Source organism: Gordonia sp. UBA7599, assembly GCA_002477755.1.
Lineage (GTDB): Bacteria > Actinomycetota > Actinomycetes > Mycobacteriales > Mycobacteriaceae > Gordonia.
In genome coordinates, this window is the sequence record DLKD01000088.1 from 22,757 (window position 1) to 41,745 (window position 18,989).

The window sequence follows — 18,989 nt, forward strand, 5'->3', positions numbered from 1 at the left end:
CATGGTCTCCCGCTTTCCCACCGTCGTGTACGGCCGCCGCGTGGCGCGCGCCGCGGAACTCGCCGGCCAGGCGGGTGTCACCGCCCTGATCATCACGCCCGGACCCGACCTGGCCTACCTGATCGGCTCGGATGCGCAGACTTTCGAACGGTTCAGCGCTCTGGTGATCCCGGCATCGGGCGCGCCAGTGCTCGTGACGCCGCGCTTGGAGGTGGCCTCGTTCGCGGAGTCGGCCGCCGGTGAGCTCGGACTCGACTTCGCCCCCTGGGTCGACGGCGAGGACCCGTTCACACTGGCACTGCGAACGTTGCGCGGCGATCCCGTCCTCGCCGTCTCGGACTCGATGTCGGCCGGACACCTCATCCCACTCATGGCCGCGACCGGCACTGCGCCGGTGCTGGCCACCGCAATACTGCGCGACCTGCGGATGGTCAAGGACGACGATGAGATCGAGGCGCTGCGCCGAGCGGGCGCCGCCATCGACCGCGTCCACGCCCGAGTGGGCGAATGGCTGCGACCCGGTCGTACCGAAGCCGCCGTCGCCGCCGATATCGCCGACGCCCTGATCGCCGAGGGCCACACGGCGGCAGCCTTCGTGATCGTCGGGTCGGGACCCAACGGCGCCGACCCGCACCACGAGCACTCCGACCGGGTGATCGAACAAGACGACATCGTCGTCATCGACATCGGTGGTCCGGTGGCGCCGGGCTACAACTCCGACTGCACCCGGACCTACTGCTTCACCGAGCCGCCCGCCGACGTCGCCGCGGCCTATGCGGCGCTGGAAGAGGCGCAAGCGGTGGCGGTCGCCGCGGTGCGCCCGGGCGTGACCGCGGAGTCCGTCGACGCCGCCGCCCGCGATCGCCTCGTCGCCGCGGGTCTCGGCGAGAAGTTCATCCACCGCACCGGCCACGGGATCGGGCTGTCAGTGCACGAAGAGCCCTACATCGTCGCCGGGAACGAACTGGTCCTGGCGCCGGGAATGGCGTTCTCCGTCGAACCGGGCGTCTATTTCGACGGTGAGTGGGGCGCGCGCATCGAGGACATCGTGATCGTCACCGACGACGGGTGCGAATCGGTCAACCGGCGCAGCCACGGCCTGACCCGCTTGCCCCAGGAGTAACCGGAGAACCGCAATGATCGGAGGGAATGCCCGATGAGACGCAAACCTGCACTGGCGCTGGTGAGCGCCGTGGGACTGGTCGTGCTCGCGACTGCCGGGTGCGACAAGACCGTCACCGGCACTGCCGAGCCCGACCCGAATGCCACCGTGACGGTGACCACGACCCTCTCCGACGAGCCGACGGCGAGCCCGCCGACCACCACGACGACCCAGCCGCCGCAGACCACTGCCATCCCACCCGGTGGCGCCGATGCGTTCGGGGTCGCCGACCCGTCGCGATTCCAGCTCAACCCGCCGACACCGGTCGCGTCGTACGCCTTCAGCGTGCCCAGCCACAACATCAACTGCTTCGTCGGGTCGGAGTTCATCTGCGAGATCCACGACGGTCCGACCCAATCCCCTGTTGATTCGCGGTGCGGGCTCTACGACGGCGACGCCGAGATCCCGGTACGCATCGTCGGGTGGTTCAACTACGACAAAGCCCCCTGCTCGACGATCCTCCAGGGCCAGTGGCGGGAGCCGGGCGCGGTGCTCGAATACAACGAGGCCGTGCGATTCTCGGTCCCCGGCGCGGAATTCGCCTGCTATTCGACGCTCGAAGCGCTGTACTGCACCGGCCCGCAGAACTACGGGTTCAAGCTCTCGCGCACCGAGTTCGCCCGCTACCAACTGTCCTGATCGCGAGGGAACGATCCAATCGGGCTCGCTCGGCGCGGATTTGGGCTCGCTCGGCGCGGATTCGGGCTCACTCGGCGTTGGTGGCGGCCCGGAATTCCTCCGACGAATAGAAGGCCGCCAACCGTCGCCGGATGACGGTTTCGAGGTAGCCGACCTCGTACAGCTTGGCCAATCCCGCCGGCCCGAAACGCAGGCCCTCCTCGATGAGGTCTTCGCGGAACACGCCGAGCTCGCCGAGCAGCTCGCTCAACGGCGTATCCCCATACTTCTCGAAGACGTAGCCGACGGCGTCGTCGAGCAGCATGTGCACGAAAGGCGTGCTGCGGAACTCGCGCCAGAACTCGAAGACCAGGACGATGATGTCGTCGACGTCCTCTTCGGTCACCAAGTCCCGAAACGCACCGAGCGAGGCATCACGGTTGTTGCGCCACACATCGCGCACCGATTCCAGCAGGAGCTCGCCAGCCTCCTGCTCGTTGCCGCGCAGGACAAAGGTGGCGCTCGATCGCGTCACCCGTTCGACCACGCTGTCGATCACCGGCCGCGCCGGACGGACAGCACCGCGCAACCCGTGCACGGTTCGTTCCCGCACCCGCGCGGCCAAGTCCGACGGCGCCGGCTCGTCGTCGGGGTCGTCGAGTAGCGAGTCGACGGCCCTGGTGACCACTTCGACCGCCGTTTCGATCGTCGCCGGGCCCTCCAGAACTTGCCGAACGAGCCGCCGGGTGAGGCCCATCTCGCTGATGGCGGTGGCCAACTCGTCGAAATGGCGGTCATCGATGACGTCGGCAAGCCGGTACTGCCCGCCGGTTCCGTGCCGGTAGAGCGCTCGGGCGATCTCGCCGACGAGCTCGGGAATCGCCCCCTCGACGGGGATCTGCACCGCGTATTTGCGGGCGACATCCTTGACCGGATCCGCGGAAATCGCATCCGCCAAGGTCAGTTCGTCGGCCATCGCCAGGAAGTGGTCGACCTCATCGACGACGGTGTTCTCAAAGTCGGTGGAATCGAGTATCCGCGCCAGCTCGAATGCGACGTGCGCGTCGAGGAGGCGCTCGCCGAGCGCGGCGACGTCGGTGCGTTTCGGCATGGATGTCAGCGTACGGCTAGGGCACTTGCTTCACGAGGCACGCCTGATCGGCGACATCGCACGCTTCGCGGGCACTGGTGCGCGAGTACTCGCGCTGGGCGACGACGTACTGCCCCGGCTGCCCGAACTCTTCTCCGAGGTAGACCTCCGCACCGACCTGCTCCGCGAGGGTTTGAGCGCTGTCGTAGCTGGTGAACGAGCCGAACTGCGCGTACCAGCCGGGCGTCGGTGACATGGCGTTTGATTCGTCGGAATCGGATTCGTAGGACGGCCGTGCCGAACGCGACGGCTTCGCCGTCACGGTGGTCGCGGCGGTCGTCGTCACCGACTCGGTGACGGTCACCGTCGACGTCGGCGGGCCGTCGGCATAGTTCTCCGCCTTGCGCTCGCGGCTGTCGTTGACCGCCAGCCAGGTGCCGCCGACGATGACGGTGGCCAGCGAGGCCGTGATGCCGACGATTATGGCGAGGACGACGGGGTGTCGCACCGTGCTGCGACGCTCCGGCGCTGGCGGCGGAGCGTCGTCGTAGTCCGGTTCGACGGTCGGTTCGCCCGGATAGGTGGTGATGGGATCGGCGACCGGCGCGTACTGACCGGTGGTGTATGCCGTCGTCGCCGCCGGCCGGACCACAGGTCGGGCGACGGTCGGACCTGTAGGCGTAGGGCCTGTCGGCGTCGGCCGAGGCGGCGTTGTCCCCGGCGCTGCCGGCCGAGCCTGCGTTGCCCCCGGCACTGCCGGCCGAGGTGGCGTTGCCGCCAGCGGTGCCGAGCGAGGCGCTGGGAACGGAGCCGACGGCGCGACGGGATCATCGGGTGACCGATGCCGGCCCCCACTGGGGAACCCACCGGTCCCGGGGAACTGCCCAGACGTCATGGAAGCCCCCTTACCGTCCCCATCCACAATCTGACGAGCGCCGTTGCACGAATTATGACGCTAGCACCACCAGTCCCGCAGGTCGCAGCGGACCGCATCGGCCAAACCGGGTTGCAGGTATGCGCGCAACCGATAGGGTCGCCGCAGTATTGGACTTTGGGGGAGGTCTGAGAATCAATGACTGCATCAATCATCGGGCAGGCTCGTCGCGTCTTCGACGCCGGCGTTCTCGCCTCCGGGATCCCGGTCGAGGGGGCTGCGGCGAGTCGGGACGACGACTACGCGAAACGAGCGTTCCGGCGCGCCACTGAACTCGTCCCGGAGATGGCCGATGCCTGGCTCGGGCGGATCATGGCCGGCGACAAGAGCACCGAAGCGTTCTTCAACCTGTACAAACACCGGCGTTCGCTGCTCGTCGAGCAACGCCGGCTCGGATTGCCGCCAAACGCCATCGCGGGCAGGTTCCCCACGGGGCTCTACCTCGACTACCCGCTGACGAGTCCGGCAGAAGCGGTGGCCGCCTACGCCTGCGCGATGATCGGCGCGAAGGAGTTCGACGCCGCGCAGGAGGCTCTCGACGCCACGGAGGCGACAGAGCGCACGCCCATCGTCGACTACGCCCGCGGCTATCTGCATTTCCGCACGCAGCGATGGACCGATGTCCTGACGGCGCTCGCCGGTGCGTCGAACTGGACCGACGACCACCTGGTGGCCGGCGCCGACGTCATGGTCGGGACGGCGTGCGCACAGTTGGGCCTGTTCGGCGAGGCGGTCAAGCGTCTCGAAGCCGCCGAAACCGGTCCGATTCCTGCTGCGCGCACCGCGGCGATGTTCACGCGCGGACTCTGCCTGCGGGAAACCGGCAAGGAGAACGAAGCCCGATCGGTGTTCGAGACCGTGTACGCTCAGTCACCCGGATTCGCCGACAACGCCAAGGCCCTGGCCGATCCGCGGTTCCGGATCGTCGTCGTCTCCAGCGAGGTGATCGACTCGCGCACCGACCGGTGGGACCCGGCTTCGGTGCCCGCCGACGACGCTCCCGGCGTCGATGCGGGTGACGGGTCCCTGCTGGCGGCCGCGCAGCGTGAACTCGACGGTCAGATCGGGCTTGAGGCGGTGAAGGCGCAGGTCGGCAGGCTCCGTTCGGCCGCCGAACTCGCCCGGGTGCGCGCCGCGAAGGGCCTGGCCACCAATTCGCGAAGCCAGCACCTGGTCTTCGCCGGCCCACCCGGCACCGGCAAGACGACCGTCGCGCGCATCGTCGCGAGGATCTACTGCGCCCTGGGGGTGATCAAGACCGACAAAGTCGTCGAGGCCAGCCGGCGCGACTTCGTCGGCGAGCACCTGGGCGCCACCGCTCCCAAGACGTCGGCGCTCATCGACTCCGCGCTCGACGGGGTGTTGTTCATCGACGAGGCGTACACACTGATCCAGGAAGGCCTCTCCGGCGGCGACGCCTTCGGCCGCGAGGCCGTCGATACGCTGCTCGCGCGGATGGAGGGCGACCGCGACCGGCTAGTCGTCATCATCGCCGGCTACGACGGGGAGATCGACCGCTTCCTCGCCGCCAACGACGGACTGGCGTCGCGCTTCGCGCGACGGATCGGGTTCGAGTCGTACTCACCCGCTGAACTGGCGCAGATCGGCGAGGTGATTGCCGGCGGCCGTGACTCACACCCCACGCCCGAGGCGGTCGCCGTACTGCGCGACGCCTGCGTTCCGCTGGTCGAGCAGGTTTCCGTCGACCAGTCCGGGCGGAGCCACCGCCTGATCGACCTCGCCGGCAACGGTCGATTCGTGCGCAACGTCGTCGAAGCCGCCGAGGAGGAACGCGAGTTCCGACTCGGCTCCGGCGACATCGACCTGGCAGACCTATCCACGGCGGACCTGACGACGATCACCGCCGACGACATGCGCGCGGCCCTGTCCACCGTTCTCGGCGGGCTACGACTGATGAGCTGACCATTCGGTCACCTCACCGCGCAAGCCGCTGGCCCGCGCCACGCGTCGGTCCACGGCAGCGCGCAACCAGTCGGGCGTACCGACGATCCGCACGCGATGGCGGGCACGGGTGATCGCGGTGTACAGCAGCTCCCGGGTCAGCAGGGCCGACTCGGCGGGTGGGAGCACGACGGTGACGACGTCGAACTGGCTGCCCTGGCTGCGGTGGATGGTCATCGCCGTCGCGGCGATCGCGTCGCCGAGCTGCGAGGGGTGGATGGTCACCATCTCGCCCTGTTTGTCGAACGCGACGGTCACTCCGCCGTTGCCGTCGTCGATGACGACGCCGGTGTCGCCGTTGTAGATCCCGAGTCGTTTGTCGGTCGACGTCACCAACAGCGGCTCACCGACCGTCCACTGCCCGCGGCGCCCCCAGTCGCGCCAGTCGTCGATGGTGCGCGACCACCAGCCGACGCCATACCGGCCGTCCCGATGTGCGCACAGCAGCCGGTAGCCCTCCAACGCGGTGACCGCCGCACGCGCATCAGACGCCGAACCCGCCGCACGCAGCGCCGAGCACCACGCGACGGTGTCGGCCCGGACGCTGTCGAGGTCATCGGGCACGACGAGTTCGATGTGCTCACCACCATCGGCGTCGATGAGTGCGAGCACCGCATCGGCGTCGCCGCGGTTGACCGCCTCGGCGACCTTGGCGATCGTCGATCCGTATCGATAACCCCACGTCAGCGCCAAGACGCCGGCGCCGAGTTGGTCGAGCTCGGGCTCGGTGAAATCTGCGCCCTCGATACCGGCAAGAGAAGGAAACGCTGGTGGCAGCGGAGCACTCGAGCGCAGCGCCCGATCAGTCAAGTCGGTGAGGACCGCGCCGGCCTCCACCGAGACGAGCTGGTGCGGGTCGCCGACGAGGATGAGCCGGGTGTCGTCGCGCACGGCTTGCAGCAGCAGACTCATGGCGGTGACCGACAGCATCGATGTCTCGTCGACGACCACGACGTCATAGGGCAGCCGGTTGTCGGCCCCGTGGCGCACCGTTCCGTCGGGCCAGATTCCCAGCAGCGCGTGGACGGTATGCGCGACCGGCGCCGACTCGAGGCCGTCGAATCGGTTGATCGAGGCCTGGAGCTGCGCCGCGGCACGCCCGGTTGGCGCACACAGCCCGATGCGAGGGCTCGACCCGATGACCTGCTCGAGTACCGCGAGGATCCGGGCCACCGTATGCGTCTTCCCGGTGCCCGGGCCCCCGACCAGCACCGTCGTCCAGGACGTGGCGGCCAGCGCGGCTGCGGCGCGCTGGCGGTCGTAGGCGGGACCGACTTCCCCATCCCCGGCCGACGGGCCGAACACTGCATCAAGCGCCGCACTCGCGACGTCGGCGTCGATCTCGGGCCGGGTCGACGCGCGCGTGTCGATGACCCGGCGGATGGTCTGCTCTTGTTCGAAGTACTTGCGCAGGTAGACCAGCGGACCGTCGTCAGAATCCACCAGCGCGAGCGGGCGCAGCGAACCGGAGTTCGCACCGGTGACCAGCGCGCTGCCCTGCAACGCGGCGACCATCGCGGAGGGCAACGGCCACGGCAGCGGATCGTCGGGGTCGGGGTCGAGCTCGGAGATCGAATCGAGGGCAACACAGATCGAGCCGGTGCGCACCGCGCGCACGGCCAGGGCCGCCGCCAACAGCACCTCGTCGGGCGCGATCTCGTTCGACAGTGACGAGAGCCGTCGCGCGACGTGCACATCGGCCGAGGTGAGGACCCCGGCCTCATTGAAGGCGCGCAGGAATCCTGTCTCTGCAACGGCGAGACGGGCGGCGGCTGCGTCGGATTCCGGCTGTGCGACGACGTCGCTCACGGTGCACCCCCCGCCAACAGGTCGGACAGGTCGACGACGAGCCCGGCCGGCACGTCCCACTGGAATACGCCGCAGCCGGACGGAGTGTCCGGACCGATCATGCCGCGCACGAAGTGGTATTGCACGGGACCCAAGTGACGTTCCGGCGAATATCCCGGCAGGCGCCACCGGAGGTAGCGGTGCAGCGCCACCGAATACAGCAAGGCCTGCAGTGGATAGTGCGAAGCCATCATCTCCGCCGCCATCGCCTCGGTGGAGAAGACCTCCGCGCTCAGATCGCCGGCTTGGATCCGGTTGGTCTTGTAGTCGACGACGACGAAGCTCGGCACCCCGTCCGCGCCGGTGATCCGCAGCACCGAGTCGATGCTGCCGGTGAGGAACCCGTGGAACCGCTCGTCGGAGACGCCGGCGACCTCGTCGGCGTAAGGCCGCAGTGGGTCGTCGTCAGGCAGGTGCTGCCGCATCAGCGCCGCCACCGAGGCGAGGTCGAAGCCGCCGTCGACATCAGACAGGGGTAGTTCGAACTCCATCTCGCTGAGGCGGTCGGCGGGCTTGACCGCCCACAGATCGCCGAATCCCAGCGGGGTGGTGAGCACCCCCTCGAGAGCCACGGCCAGGGCATCGACATCAATGTCGAAGGCCGTGCGCCGGGCGCCCTGCGCGCACATCTCGCGCACGTGCGCCGACCGGTCATCGGCGGCCGTGTCGACGTGCTCCAACACCTCGTGGACGAGGGTGCCGAAGCGCGCGCCGAACGGCATGCCGTTCATCAGCGACGGCGCACCCGGCGGTGATTCCTCCGCCGACTCGGCGTCGGTAGCGGTGTCAACGGGTTCGTCGACCACTTCGCCCTCGCGAACGACCTGGTCGTCGGGCTCGCTCCCGACAGCCGATCCCGCTTCCTCGCCGTGCGCTGCAGCATGAGCCGCCTCGTGCGCGGCGCGGACGATCGCCGAGTACGACGTCCTGCGGAACGACTGATCGACCTCGCGGTCGAAACGGGCGACGACGAGTTCCCCGTCGGCCCCGGACTTCTCCGACGGCTGCCAGCGCGGCGGTTTCGCGTGTTTTCCGGCGTGCTCGATGACGATGCCGCTGTGGAGCGAGGCGACGTCGCGCAACACTCTCTCCTCGTGCGCGTCGTCATGCAGCGCGACCTCGTCGGGAATCGGGTAGCGGCCGCCGGAGCGCATCGCGGCGGTCCGCTCGGGTGCCGTGAACAGGATCCGGTGCAGCGCGCCGGCGTGCGTGGTGGTGGTGGGCGCCCACCAGGCGACGACCTGCGACCGTGCCCGAGTCAACGCGACGTAGAGCAGGCGCAGGTCCTCAGCCGAGTCCTCCGCGTCGGAGCGCTTCTTGCGCTCGCGGAATCCTTTAGCCCGCTTCCCGCCGACGTCGATGTGCCGCACGCCGTCGTCGTCGTGGTAGGTGAAGGTTTTGGGGTCGAACATGCGCGCCCCGTCCCACCCGAACGGTACGTACACGATCGGGAACTCCAGCCCTTTGCTGCCGTGCACGGTCATCAGTTGGACTGCCGCGGTGTCGCGGTGCAGGCGGCGGGTCTGGTTTGAGCGGCGGGTCGCCGCCTTGGGATCGGCGACGCATTCGCCCAGCCACAGCGTCAAACCGCTGAGGCCGCATCCCGTTCCGGTGGTGTACTCCCCCATCAGCGAGGCCACCTGCAGCACGTCGGTGAGCAGCCGCTCCCCGTCCGAGAGTGCAAGGACCCGCTCGGCGGTGCGCCGGTCGGCCAGCAACCTCGCGGTCATCGCGGCCGGACCGTGCTTGTCGAAGACCCTCGCCCAACCTGCGAGCGCGGCGGCCAGATCGCCGACGGCGGCATCTCCCCCGGCTTCCAGCGCGAGCGGTTCGACGCCCAGCAGCGGCGTCTGCGCCGCAAGCCGGACCCGGCGTGCGTCGGAGGGCTTCTCCATCGCCGAGAGCACATACCACCAGAACCGCGCCGCGTCGGTGCCGAAGACGCTCTGCCCACCGGTGACGACGGACGCGATGCCGTATTCGGCAAGCGCCTGCTGCAACGGTTCGATGGTCTTGTTCGCCCGCAGCAGCACGGCAATGTCGCCCGGCTCGATACGACGGCGCACCGGCCCGTCGCAGTCGTCGACGAGAATCGTCGCCTCGGAAGCCAGTGCCGTCGCGATATCGGCTGCGACGTCGTCGGTGACGCAGTCGCGCACACCGACGGCCTTCGGCACGCCGTACTGGGAGGCCTCGACGTGGCTGAGGTCGCTGCGGTTGAAGAAGCGCAGGCGCAGCGGCGCCGTACCGAAGATGCGGGACTCGGTGTGGCGGGCCGTGACCGGTCGCACCGCGATCCGCGGGTCGCCGAGCTCGGCGTCGACGAGGATCGCGCCGAGGGCGTCCACGAGCGGACCGTCCGAACGCCAATTGTCGATGAGATTGCGCTGCTCCTGCGCCTCCTGCGCGGCGGCGAGATAACTGAGGACCTCGGCACCCCGGAATCCGTAGATCGACTGCTTCGGGTCACCGACCAGGACCATCGGCCGGTGGTCGTGGAAGCACCGGCGCAGGATCTCCCACTGTTGGGGATCGGTGTCCTGGAACTCGTCGACGAGGACCACCTCGAAACGGTCGCGGATCCGCTCGCACGCCGCCGGCCCCCACTCCTCGTCGGTGATGATCTCGTGCAGCCTGCCCTGCAGGTCGTCATAAGTGCGCAACCGCGACCAGCGCTTGCGGATGTTGACGCGCTCGCGGACCGCGGTCGCGAACTTCACCCATGTGGTCCCGACTGCTGATGGCGGGTCCTGCTCGGTCGGCGCGAGGACTGCGATCGGGTTGCGCACCACATCGCGGGCGACCTCCTCGGCGACCTCGAAGGGGTATTCGCCGTCGGGTGCCCAGGCGAACTTGCCCAGGTACAGGTCGCGACCGGTCTCGCGGGCGAGGTCGTCGACGTCTTCGACAAGTGTGTGGTGCTGCTCGCGCTCGCCGAGGAATCCGAGGACGGCCAGCATCCGGTTGCAGAAGGTATGCGTGGTCGCCATCGTCGCCGCATCAAAGTCCGACAGCGCCGCCATCAGTCGGTCCCGACGACGGGCGACCTCGTCCCGATCGCCGACGGCAAGCAGCTCGATGAGCGGATCGCCGCTGACGGCAGCAGCGTCGGGGTCCACAAGCGCCTGCGCGCATTCGCGTAGACGGATACGGGTCCGGTCGCGCAACTCGGTGGACGCAGCGTTGGAGAACGTCGCCATCAACAGTCGCGACACCGGGGTTCCCTCGGCGATGAACCGCACTGCCAGCGCGGCGATCGCATAGGTCTTGCCGGTGCCCGCGCTGGCTTCCAGCACCAGGGTCTCGGTGGGCAATGGATCGGAAAGACTGAACGGTGTCGGGTTCATCGCCACACCTCCTGGCTACACATCGGCGCGAAGAGCAGCAGAGCGGCCTGCAAGAAGCCGGGCACGTCGGCACGGACCCACGGACTGTCGATGCCCAGAACAGGCACCCCGCGGGCCCAGTCGTCGAAACCCATCGACGCAGCGGGGTCGCCGGTGAGCAGCAGCGACGCGGCCTCGTTGTGGTTGTAGGGGTCGTCGTTGTATAGCTTGCGGGCACTCGTGATCGCCTGCGTTGCATCCCCGCCTGTTCGGCCGTAGACGTCCGCTGCCTTTTCCGTGGAGTTGAGGTCCAGTGCGAACGGTTGCGCCAGGCCGATGTCACGCAGTGCAACCAGCCCGGCCAACACGTCTGCGGCATCCGGCACGGGCGTGTAGCGGCGAATCCCGGTGCCCTTGCCCTCGCCACCGATGACGCACGCTTGCCCGACAGGTTCGGACGAACCGGCGGCCAACGCCAGCAGCGCAATCCACGTCTGCAGGCGCTGCTTGCCCTTGAGCCCGGAAAACGTGACCGCGACCAACCCGTCGTCGTAGACGTTGCCTACGGTGCCGTAGAGGCGCCGCCCGCCCGGCAGGTCGACGCGGATGTCGACGGTGCGCGCCGGTCCGCGGCGCTCCTCGGCGGCGCGGGCCACGATTCCCTCCGCCTTCTCGGCGATCGGTCGCAAGGTCTGCTGCCCGAGGTCGAAGGGCGGCAGTGTGCCCCGGCGCAACTCGGCGGCACGCGCCTGCGCCGGTTCCGCGCCGTCGAGGAGCGCGGCCAGGATTCGATCGCCCACCCCCCAGCTCTGCAGACCGTCGAGGCGTACGGCGAGTTGATCGTCCGGGGCTTCGATGAACCGGGGCACCATCACCCCGAGGCGCTGCCGCAGGAATCCGTCGGCGGGGTTGCAGACAAACGCGATGAGATCGGTCAGGTCGACGTCGCCTGGTGGCGCCGCCGGGTAGGTCCCCGCCATAGTCGGCCAAGGCGTCCCGGTGTGCTGATCTGCCGTCATCCGGTGCAAGGTGCGGGCGCCGGACAGGAGCGCACGGTCGAACGAGAACGGCTGCGGCGTGCGGAAGTTCTGGTCGTCGAAGGCGTGCAGCGTGTGCGTACGCACCGTCTGCGCGGCGACGTCGCGACCCGCGACCGCGGTGATCGCATCGACGAGTTCGGTGACGACCACCGATGGCGGGACCGCCGTCCCGGTAATCGGGTCGGCACCGGTGTAGCAGATGATCAGGTGCTCTCCGGCCGCGGTGATCGCATCGAGGAAGGCTTGGCGGTCCTCATCCCGGCGCGATCGCTCCCCGACGAGCGGGTCGACGGCGAGGATGTCGTCCCCGTCGACGGCCTGGGTGCGCGGAAAGGCCTCGGCGTCCATCCCGAGGAGGATGATCGCGCGGTGGGGCACCGACCGCATGGGCACCATCGTGCAGACGGTCAACTCGCCCGTGCAGAAGTTCGAGCGGGTCGGCGCCGCGCCGACGAGATCTTCGACGAGGTCACGGATGTCCGACGGTCCGAGCGCGTGCCCGCCCGTCAGCGAGTCGCGGATCAGTCGCACGGCTTGTGCGCGCTGCCATTCCGAATCACGGTCGGCAAGGGTGAGGAGTTCGACGATGTCGGTGAGCACGTCGGCCCACGAAACTGCCGGCTGCTCGCCGGTGAAGCGAGCGAGCAGCGAACCGAGGCGGTCGACGAATTCGGCGAAGCGCCCGACGACGTCGGTGTCGTTGGAGTCGATCCCGCCCAGTGGCAGCGCGGTGCCCAGCCATTGCCCGTCCGCCTCGTCGGCGGCCACGCCCAACAGCATGCGCGACAGACCGGTTTCGGCAGTGCCCTGTGGGAAGCCGGCCAGACCGTACCTGGCGCGCTGCGCCACATCGATCCCCCACCGGATGTTCGCGCGCTGTACCCAGGAGCCGAGGTTGTCGAGGTCGTCGTCGGTGAAGCCGAAGCGCCGGGCGACCGGCGCGGCCGCTTCTAGGTCCAGGAGGTCGCTGACCGTCACGCGTCCGACGCCGAGCGCGATGACCCGCGCCACGACGGCGAGGACGTCGTTGGTGGCGAGCAGGCCACGGTCGGCCAAGCGCACGCGCAGTTGCGTGGCCGGATGGTTCCAGACGCGTTCGGCTGCATCGGTGCTGCCGAACGCGCCGGTGATCAGCGGTGCGAATTCCTCGATGTTGGGACACATGATGAGGACGTCGCGCGGCTGCAGCGTCGGGTCTGCGGCAAAGAGGTGCAGCAGTCGGTCGCGCAGCACCTCGACCTGCCGTTCACGGCCGTGGCAGGAGTGCAACTCCAACGAACCGTCGGCGTCCAGGCCCGGGACCGGGCCGGACGTGTCGGCGCGCAGCGAAGCTTGCAGTGCCCCGAGCAGAGTGGTCGGGGCGGCGGCCTTTCCGCGGTGGTATTCGTCACGCCCGATCGTGGCGCCGAGGGATTCCTGCAGTTCTTGGACATCGCGCGACAGGCTGGCCAGGGCGGTGTTGGCGACGGGACGCGGTGTGCGCTGGGCCCGCGGCTGCGGCCCGGACGGTGCGGGGTGCTCGGCGATCTGGCGCCACAGGACCGGGCTCGGGTGCGGCAGGTAGAGCCCGACATCCCGGTGCTCGGCGACCGCGTCCATCAGCTCGCGCAGCATCTGCGGGATCCGCGTCGGGCCGAAGATCGACAACCGAAGCGGAAGGGCCATACGCCCGGGATCATTGCCCACCGCGGCCACAAGGTCGTCGAGAACCTCCGCGACGTGCGGTGACCCGATATGTTCGCGGACCTGGCGCCACAGTCTCGGCTGCCACTCGTGCGACCGGCCGAGCATGCGTGGCACGCCGTCGACGACGGAGCCGTCGCTGTCCTCGCCCCGGGCCCACGCCGCGATCATCCGGGGGCGCTGCACCCCATACGACCAGAACAGCCGCGCGATTATCGTCGCGGTGGCCAGGCGCCGTCCGCGCCACGCGTCATCGCCGGCGTCGCCGCCGTCGAGGTGTCGCGCGAGCATCGCAAGTGCGGGATCGGCGACCAGTTCGTCCAGCGCCGTGAGCACCACCCACACCAGCGCCTCGGGCTCCCATTGCTGCGACCGCACACCAAGTTCGTCGGAATAGGGGTCGACCACACGCTCGAGCAGCTTTGCCGCGGGGAGGAATTCAATGTTGGCGGCGATCCCGTCACCGGCCTGGCCCGCACCGAGGGTGTGGGCGAGCCGCTGCGCCAACCATCGCTCCACACCGCGTGCGGCGACCGTCACGACCTCGGCGGCCATTGGGTCGGGCAGCGGGGAGCCCATCGTCGCGGCCAGCACCTCGACCAGGGTGTCGGCGCGTTCGGCGCGGTGAACTGTGAGCATCCCGGCGATAGTAGCGTCGCCGCCCGACACCGAGGCCGCTACGCTGCTCCTCGTGACCGACACCCGTGATTCGTTCGACATCCACCTGCGCTGGGGCGACATGGACGCGTTCCGGCACATCAACAACGTGCAGGTCGCGAGGCTCTTCGAGCAAGCGCGGATCGACTCGTTCCAACGTTGGTTCGGCGTCGACCGTCGAAAGATCCATCTCCTCGTCGCGCGGCAGGAGATCGAGTACTGCGCCGTCCTGCACTACTCGACCGAACCGGTCACCATCCATTCTTCGATCAGCGCCATCGGCGGGGCGTCGCTCGAGTTCGCTTGCGATCTCGTCGATCCCACTGGCACCGTGTGCGCCCTCTCCGAGACCACCTTGGTGACGATCGACCGCGAGGGATCGGCCGTCGCGATCCCCGACGGGGTCCGGGCGGTCCTCGAACAACACCGCGGTGCCCCCACGCCGTTCCGCCGACGCCGGAGTGGCAGCGCCGACGCCGGCCGGTGACCCACTATCCTTGAACCCGTGATCGTCGATACCCGCCGACTGTGGCTGCGCCCGGTCCTACCCGACGACGCCGATCTCCTCGTCTCGCTCGACGCCGATCCACTGGTCATGCGCTATGTCAGCGACGGTGAGCCCACATCGCGCGCGCAGATCGTCGACTGGACCATCCCGCGGGCCCGCGCCGAATTCGCCGCCCACGGCACCGGGATTTGGACGCTCATCCATAAGCCGACACTGGAATTCGCCGGCTGGGTCGCGCTTCGCCGACCCCGGCACGGCGGCCGCAAGCGCGAGTTGGAGCTCTCCTATCGCGTCCCGCGCGACCTGTGGGGCCGCGGGCTGGCGACCGAGGCGTCGCGGGCGATGCTCGCCGCCGCGTTCACCGCACATCCCGCCGAACGCGTCTTCGCTGGCACGGCACCGTCGAACACCGCGTCGCGCCGGGTCTTGGAGAAGATCGGGATGCGCACGGTCGCGGGAGCACCCGATGAGCGCGCCGACGACGTCGAGTACCAGATCCTGCGCCACCACTGGCTCCTGCGCGACGGCACGCGAAGGTCGGGCAACCCGGGCGGACGTCATCGCCTGCCCGACGCGCTGCACGGATCCTGAGGCGATACGATCAAGGTGTGAGTGACACCGCCACCAGTTCTGCCCGCCACCATGTCGTGATCATCGGATCGGGCTTCGGAGGACTCTTCGCCGCTCAGCGCCTCAAACGCGCCGACGTCGACATCACCCTTATCGCCCGGACGACCCACCACCTCTTCCAGCCGATGCTGTACCAGGTGGCGACCGGCATCGTGTCCGAGGGCGAGATCGCGCCCGCGACGCGCATCATCTTGCGCCACCAGAAGAACGCGACGGTCCTCCTGGGCGACGTCTTCGACATCGATGTGAACGCGCAGACGGTGACTTCGCGACTACTCGAGCGAGTCACGGTCACGCCCTACGACAGCCTGATCATCGCTGCCGGCGCCGATCAGTCGTACTTCGGCAACGACGAGTTCGCCGAGTACGCGCCAGGAATGAAGACGATCGACCATGCACTCGAGCTGCGCGGACGCATCCTCGGTGCCTTCGAGCAAGCCGAACTGTCCGACGACCCGGCCGAGCGCGAGAAGCTCCTCACCTTCGTGGTGGTCGGCGCCGGACCCACCGGCGTCGAGATGGCCGGGCAGATCGCGGAGATGGCGGAACGGACCCTGAAGGGCTCCTTCCGGCACATCGACCCGACGCAGGCCAGGGTGATCCTCCTCGACGCTGCGTCAGCCGTCCTGGCCCCGTTCGGCCCGAAACTGAGCGCCAAGGCGCAAAAGCGCCTGGAGAAGATGGGCGTGGAGATCCAGCTCAACGCCATGGTCACCAACCTCGACTACGACGGCCTGGAGGTCAAAGACGCCGACGGCACCGTCCGCCGGATCGAGGCCCAGTGCAAGGTCTGGTCGGCGGGCGTGCAGGCCAGTTCGCTGGGCAAGGTCCTCGCCGAGCAGACCGGAGTCGAGCTCGACCGGGCCGGCCGCGTCAAGGTCGGTCCCGACCTCACCGTGCCGGGCAACCCGAACGTCTTCGTCGTCGGCGACATGATGGCCGTCGACAAGGTCCCCGGGGTAGCGCAGGGCGCGATCCAGGGCGGCCGGTACGCGGCCGACGCGATCAAGGCGGAGCTGCGCGGGCAGACTCCCGACCAGCGAAAGCCGTTCTCGTACTTCGACAAGGGCTCGATGGCCACGATTTCGCGGTATGCCGCGGTCATGCAGGTCCCCCTGCCCTTCACCGAGAAGAAGTTCGAGACCGAGGGCTACTTCGCGTGGCTCGGCTGGTTGATGCTGCACCTGGTGTACCTGGTCGGGTTCCGCAACCGCCTCAACACCTTCATCAACTGGTTCTTCGCGTTCACCACCCGCGGGCGCACCCAGTTGGCGGTCACCGAACAACAGGTCTACGCGCGCACCGCAATGGGCGCGCTCTCGGAACTGGAGCGCCGCGAGGCCGAGGAGATCCAGGAAAAGCTGGCGCGCGCCCAGCGCAGACAGGGCGCCTGAGGCTTAAGCGCCCGGGATCGGTACGTTCTGCAGACGGACGCGCCCCTGTGCGAGGAGCGTCCCGTCGGGTAGCGACATGTCGACCTGCCAGAGCTGCTGACGCTTGCCACGGTGCACCGGCACCGACCGCGCGACGATCGTGCCCTCGCGCACCGACTTGAGGAAGTCGGTGCTGTTGTTGACGCCGACGGCGGTGCCGCCGATACCGGTCTCCCCCAACCACAGGAACCCGGAGACGCTCGCCACACTCTCGGCCATCGCGCAGTAGAGCCCGCCGTGGACGATCCCGAACGGCTGGTGGTGATCGGGTGTGATGTCGATCTCAGCGACAACGCCGTCGCCGGTCGCTTCCACGAACCGCAAACCCAGCGCGGCGTCGAGGCCCGTATCCAACCGTTCGGTATCTGTGTTCTCCGTCATACCCACAGGCTAACCGCCACCGGCAAATACAGCGGCAGGCCCCACGTTCTCCTACTACGTGGGGCCTGCCGTGCCGTGGATCGGGGGTCTCTGCAGCCCTCAGGACACTCGCGCGATCCGCGTAATTAGTAATGTAGGCTAGCCTTACCTTGTTGTCAAATCCTCGACACGCACACCGAACGAAACCCACAGGAGTCGCAGTGACCGCCACCATGGACGCACGCAGAACGCAGCACAGCTCCGATCGCGCTCGTATCGGTAGAATGAAAAAGGTGAATGGGCTGGGCGATCTTGAACGGGCCGTCATGGACGCGCTCTGGAACTCGAGTGCCCCGCAAACGGTGCGGCAGGTGCACGAGTCGCTCAACCGCTCCCGCAACCTCGCCTACACCACCGTCATGACCGTGCTTCAGCGCCTGGCCAAGAAGGGCCTCGTCACCCAGATCCGCGACGACCGCGCCCACAAGTACCAGGCCGCGCACCAGCGTGAGGACCTCGTCGCCAGCTTGATGGTCGACGTCCTCGACTCCGCCGACGCCCCCGGCTCCCGGGAGGCCGCGCTCGTGTCCTTCGTCGGCCAGGTCGGCGCCGTTGAGGCGGCCGCACTGCGCAGCGCACTGGACAAGCTGGCCGCAGCGCAGGACCGGCGCGACGAGAAACCCCACAAACGGACGTGATCGCGGTCGCGTTCGGCCTCCTGTGCCTGCTGCTCGTCGGGCCGGTCCCCGATTGGCTGTCCCGGGCGCAGTGGCCGATGCGCGCACCCCGAGCGGCGATGGCGTTGTGGCAGGCTATCGCCCTCGCGGCCATCTTGTCCGCGTTCAGCGCCGGCCTGGCAATCGCGGCCAACCTCCTGCGGCCCGACGGCGACGCCGGTGCGACGGCGAGCATCCCCGTCCAGATCGAGCGGCTCGGCTGGCCGCTGTGGCTGCTCTCGGTGGCCGCGTTCGCGGCCACTGTCCTCGTGGGGGCGCGCCTTGCGTTCACCACCGTCGGCCTGGCCGTCCGAACACGCTCCCGCCGCGCGGCGCACCGCCGCGTCGTCGACCTCATCGCGACCGTCGACGAACCGGTCGTCGCCGATTACCACCCGCTGCGCGCACAATACGTCCGCCGCCTCGCCGTCGACCGGCCGCTCGCCTATTGCCTCCCGGGCCGCAACAGACGGGTCGTGGTGACCGACGGCACCGTCGCCCGGCTCTCCGACGACGAGCTGCGTGCCGTCCTCGCCCACGAGCGGGCACATCTGCGCGCGCGCCACGACCTTGTCCTTGAGGCGTTCATCGCACTCCAGGCCGCCTTCCCCCGCTTCGTGCGCAGCAAATCTGCTCTCGGTTCGGTCGAGTTGCTGGCCGAAACGCTCGCCGACGACCAGGCCGTGCGCTCGACGAGTCCGACGACCCTGGCCCGCGCCCTGGTGGCCGTCTCCGATGCCGGCGCCCCCGAGGGCGCGCTGGCCGTCGGCGGTTCGATGACCCTCGCGCGCATCAACCGGTTGGCCGCGCCCAATTCCGTGCGGGTGGCCGTCGCCGCCTACGCCGCGGCGGCGGCCGTGCTCGTCGTCCCAACGCTCGCCGTCGCAATCCCGTGGCTACGCGAATTGTCCCGCCTCGTCAGCGGCTAAGCTGACATCCATGACTGTGCCTTCTGCTACCGCCCAGATCGGGGTCACCGGCCTCGCCGTGATGGGCTCCAACATCGCCCGCAACTTCGCCCG

General features: G+C 68.9%; 14 protein-coding genes. 8 read left to right on the plus strand and 6 right to left on the minus strand.

Annotated features, from left to right (window positions below):
* Nucleotide 1 precedes the first annotated feature (1 nt).
* Both B4L26_RS10400 and B4L26_RS10405 read left to right on the plus strand, forming a co-directional pair.
* The gene (locus B4L26_RS10400) at nt 2-1,123 is read left to right on the plus strand and encodes a M24 family metallopeptidase (protein ID WP_290718698.1); all 1,122 of its coding nucleotides are present in this window, start codon (nt 2-4) and stop codon (nt 1,121-1,123) included.
* A gap of 33 nt (nt 1,124-1,156) precedes the next feature.
* Nucleotides 1,157-1,801: a hypothetical protein gene (locus B4L26_RS10405; protein WP_290718700.1), complete on the plus strand. Its 645-nt coding sequence runs from the start codon at nt 1,157-1,159 to the stop codon at nt 1,799-1,801.
* Between the two features lie 67 nt (nt 1,802-1,868).
* On the opposite strand, the gene B4L26_RS10410 is transcribed toward B4L26_RS10405, so the two are convergent.
* Nucleotides 1,869-2,891 (minus strand): hypothetical protein, encoded by a 1,023-nt coding sequence (locus B4L26_RS10410; RefSeq protein ID WP_290718702.1) that lies wholly within the window; start codon nt 2,889-2,891, stop codon nt 1,869-1,871.
* Nucleotides 2,892-2,907: 16 nt separating this feature from the next.
* Nucleotides 2,908-3,522, minus strand: coding sequence for a hypothetical protein (locus B4L26_RS10415; RefSeq protein ID WP_290718704.1), 615 nt, complete (start codon nt 3,520-3,522; stop codon nt 2,908-2,910).
* 420 nt (nt 3,523-3,942) lie between these two features.
* On the opposite strand from B4L26_RS10415, the gene eccA reads away from it, so the two are divergent.
* Nucleotides 3,943-5,727 (plus strand): type VII secretion AAA-ATPase EccA, encoded by a 1,785-nt coding sequence (eccA, locus tag B4L26_RS10420; protein WP_290718706.1) that lies wholly within the window; start codon nt 3,943-3,945, stop codon nt 5,725-5,727.
* Here the strand turns inward: eccA and recD are convergent.
* The 3 genes from recD to recC are packed head-to-tail and all read right to left on the minus strand — an operon-like array spanning nt 5,710 to nt 14,302.
* Nucleotides 5,710-7,575: an exodeoxyribonuclease V subunit alpha gene (recD, locus tag B4L26_RS10425; RefSeq protein ID WP_290718708.1), complete on the minus strand. Its 1,866-nt coding sequence runs from the start codon at nt 7,573-7,575 to the stop codon at nt 5,710-5,712. The two genes, eccA and recD, sit on opposite strands and share 18 nt — an antisense overlap.
* Nucleotides 7,572-10,961 carry a UvrD-helicase domain-containing protein gene (locus B4L26_RS10430; RefSeq protein WP_290718709.1) on the minus strand — a complete coding sequence of 1,130 codons (3,390 nt, stop codon included), beginning with the start codon at nt 10,959-10,961 and terminating at the stop codon, nt 7,572-7,574. The genes recD and B4L26_RS10430 overlap by 4 nt, the downstream gene beginning before the upstream one ends.
* Nucleotides 10,958-14,302 (minus strand): exodeoxyribonuclease V subunit gamma, encoded by a 3,345-nt coding sequence (gene recC, locus B4L26_RS10435; RefSeq protein ID WP_290718711.1) that lies wholly within the window; start codon nt 14,300-14,302, stop codon nt 10,958-10,960. Before recC ends, B4L26_RS10430 begins: the two co-directional genes overlap by 4 nt.
* 52 nt (nt 14,303-14,354) lie before the next feature.
* On the opposite strand from recC, the gene B4L26_RS10440 reads away from it, so the two are divergent.
* Genes B4L26_RS10440 through B4L26_RS10450 form a run of 3 tightly spaced genes read left to right on the plus strand, consistent with a single transcriptional unit; the run spans nt 14,355 to nt 16,852 of the window.
* Nucleotides 14,355-14,807 carry an acyl-CoA thioesterase gene (locus B4L26_RS10440; RefSeq protein ID WP_290718714.1) on the plus strand — a complete coding sequence of 151 codons (453 nt, stop codon included), beginning with the start codon at nt 14,355-14,357 and terminating at the stop codon, nt 14,805-14,807.
* An 18-nt stretch (nt 14,808-14,825) separates the two neighbouring features.
* A complete protein-coding gene (locus tag B4L26_RS10445; RefSeq protein WP_290718716.1) occupies nt 14,826-15,419 on the plus strand; it encodes a GNAT family N-acetyltransferase in 594 nt (197 codons plus the stop codon).
* A 17-nt stretch (nt 15,420-15,436) separates the two neighbouring features.
* A complete protein-coding gene (locus B4L26_RS10450) occupies nt 15,437-16,852 on the plus strand; it encodes an NAD(P)/FAD-dependent oxidoreductase (RefSeq protein ID WP_290718718.1) in 1,416 nt (471 codons plus the stop codon).
* A gap of 3 nt (nt 16,853-16,855) precedes the next feature.
* On the opposite strand, the gene B4L26_RS10455 is transcribed toward B4L26_RS10450, so the two are convergent.
* Nucleotides 16,856-17,272, minus strand: coding sequence for a PaaI family thioesterase (locus tag B4L26_RS10455; protein WP_290718720.1), 417 nt, complete (start codon nt 17,270-17,272; stop codon nt 16,856-16,858).
* A 263-nt stretch (nt 17,273-17,535) separates the two neighbouring features.
* On the opposite strand from B4L26_RS10455, the gene B4L26_RS10460 reads away from it, so the two are divergent.
* Nucleotides 17,536-17,949: a BlaI/MecI/CopY family transcriptional regulator gene (locus B4L26_RS10460; protein WP_290718722.1), complete on the plus strand. Its 414-nt coding sequence runs from the start codon at nt 17,536-17,538 to the stop codon at nt 17,947-17,949.
* Nucleotides 17,946-18,896: a M56 family metallopeptidase gene (locus B4L26_RS10465; RefSeq protein WP_290718724.1), complete on the plus strand. Its 951-nt coding sequence runs from the start codon at nt 17,946-17,948 to the stop codon at nt 18,894-18,896. Before B4L26_RS10460 ends, B4L26_RS10465 begins: the two co-directional genes overlap by 4 nt.
* Nucleotides 18,897-18,989: the final 93 nt, after the last annotated feature.

Bases quoted from the DNA above. Each gene is read 5' to 3' on its own strand.
- B4L26_RS10400 (WP_290718698.1), top strand. From the start codon at position 2: ATGGTCTCCCGCTTTCCCACCGTCGTGTACGGCCGCCGCGTGGCGCGC.
- B4L26_RS10410 (WP_290718702.1), bottom strand. From the start codon at position 2,891: ATGCCGAAACGCACCGACGTCGCCGCGCTCGGCGAGCGCCTCCTCGAC.
- B4L26_RS10460 (WP_290718722.1), top strand. From the start codon at position 17,536: ATGAAAAAGGTGAATGGGCTGGGCGATCTTGAACGGGCCGTCATGGAC.
- B4L26_RS10455 (WP_290718720.1), bottom strand. From the start codon at position 17,272: ATGACGGAGAACACAGATACCGAACGGTTGGATACGGGCCTCGACGCC.
- eccA (WP_290718706.1), top strand. From the start codon at position 3,943: ATGACTGCATCAATCATCGGGCAGGCTCGTCGCGTCTTCGACGCCGGC.
- recC (WP_290718711.1), bottom strand. From the start codon at position 14,302: ATGCTCACAGTTCACCGCGCCGAACGCGCCGACACCCTGGTCGAGGTG.
- B4L26_RS10430 (WP_290718709.1), bottom strand. From the start codon at position 10,961: ATGAACCCGACACCGTTCAGTCTTTCCGATCCATTGCCCACCGAGACC.
- B4L26_RS10405 (WP_290718700.1), top strand. From the start codon at position 1,157: ATGAGACGCAAACCTGCACTGGCGCTGGTGAGCGCCGTGGGACTGGTC.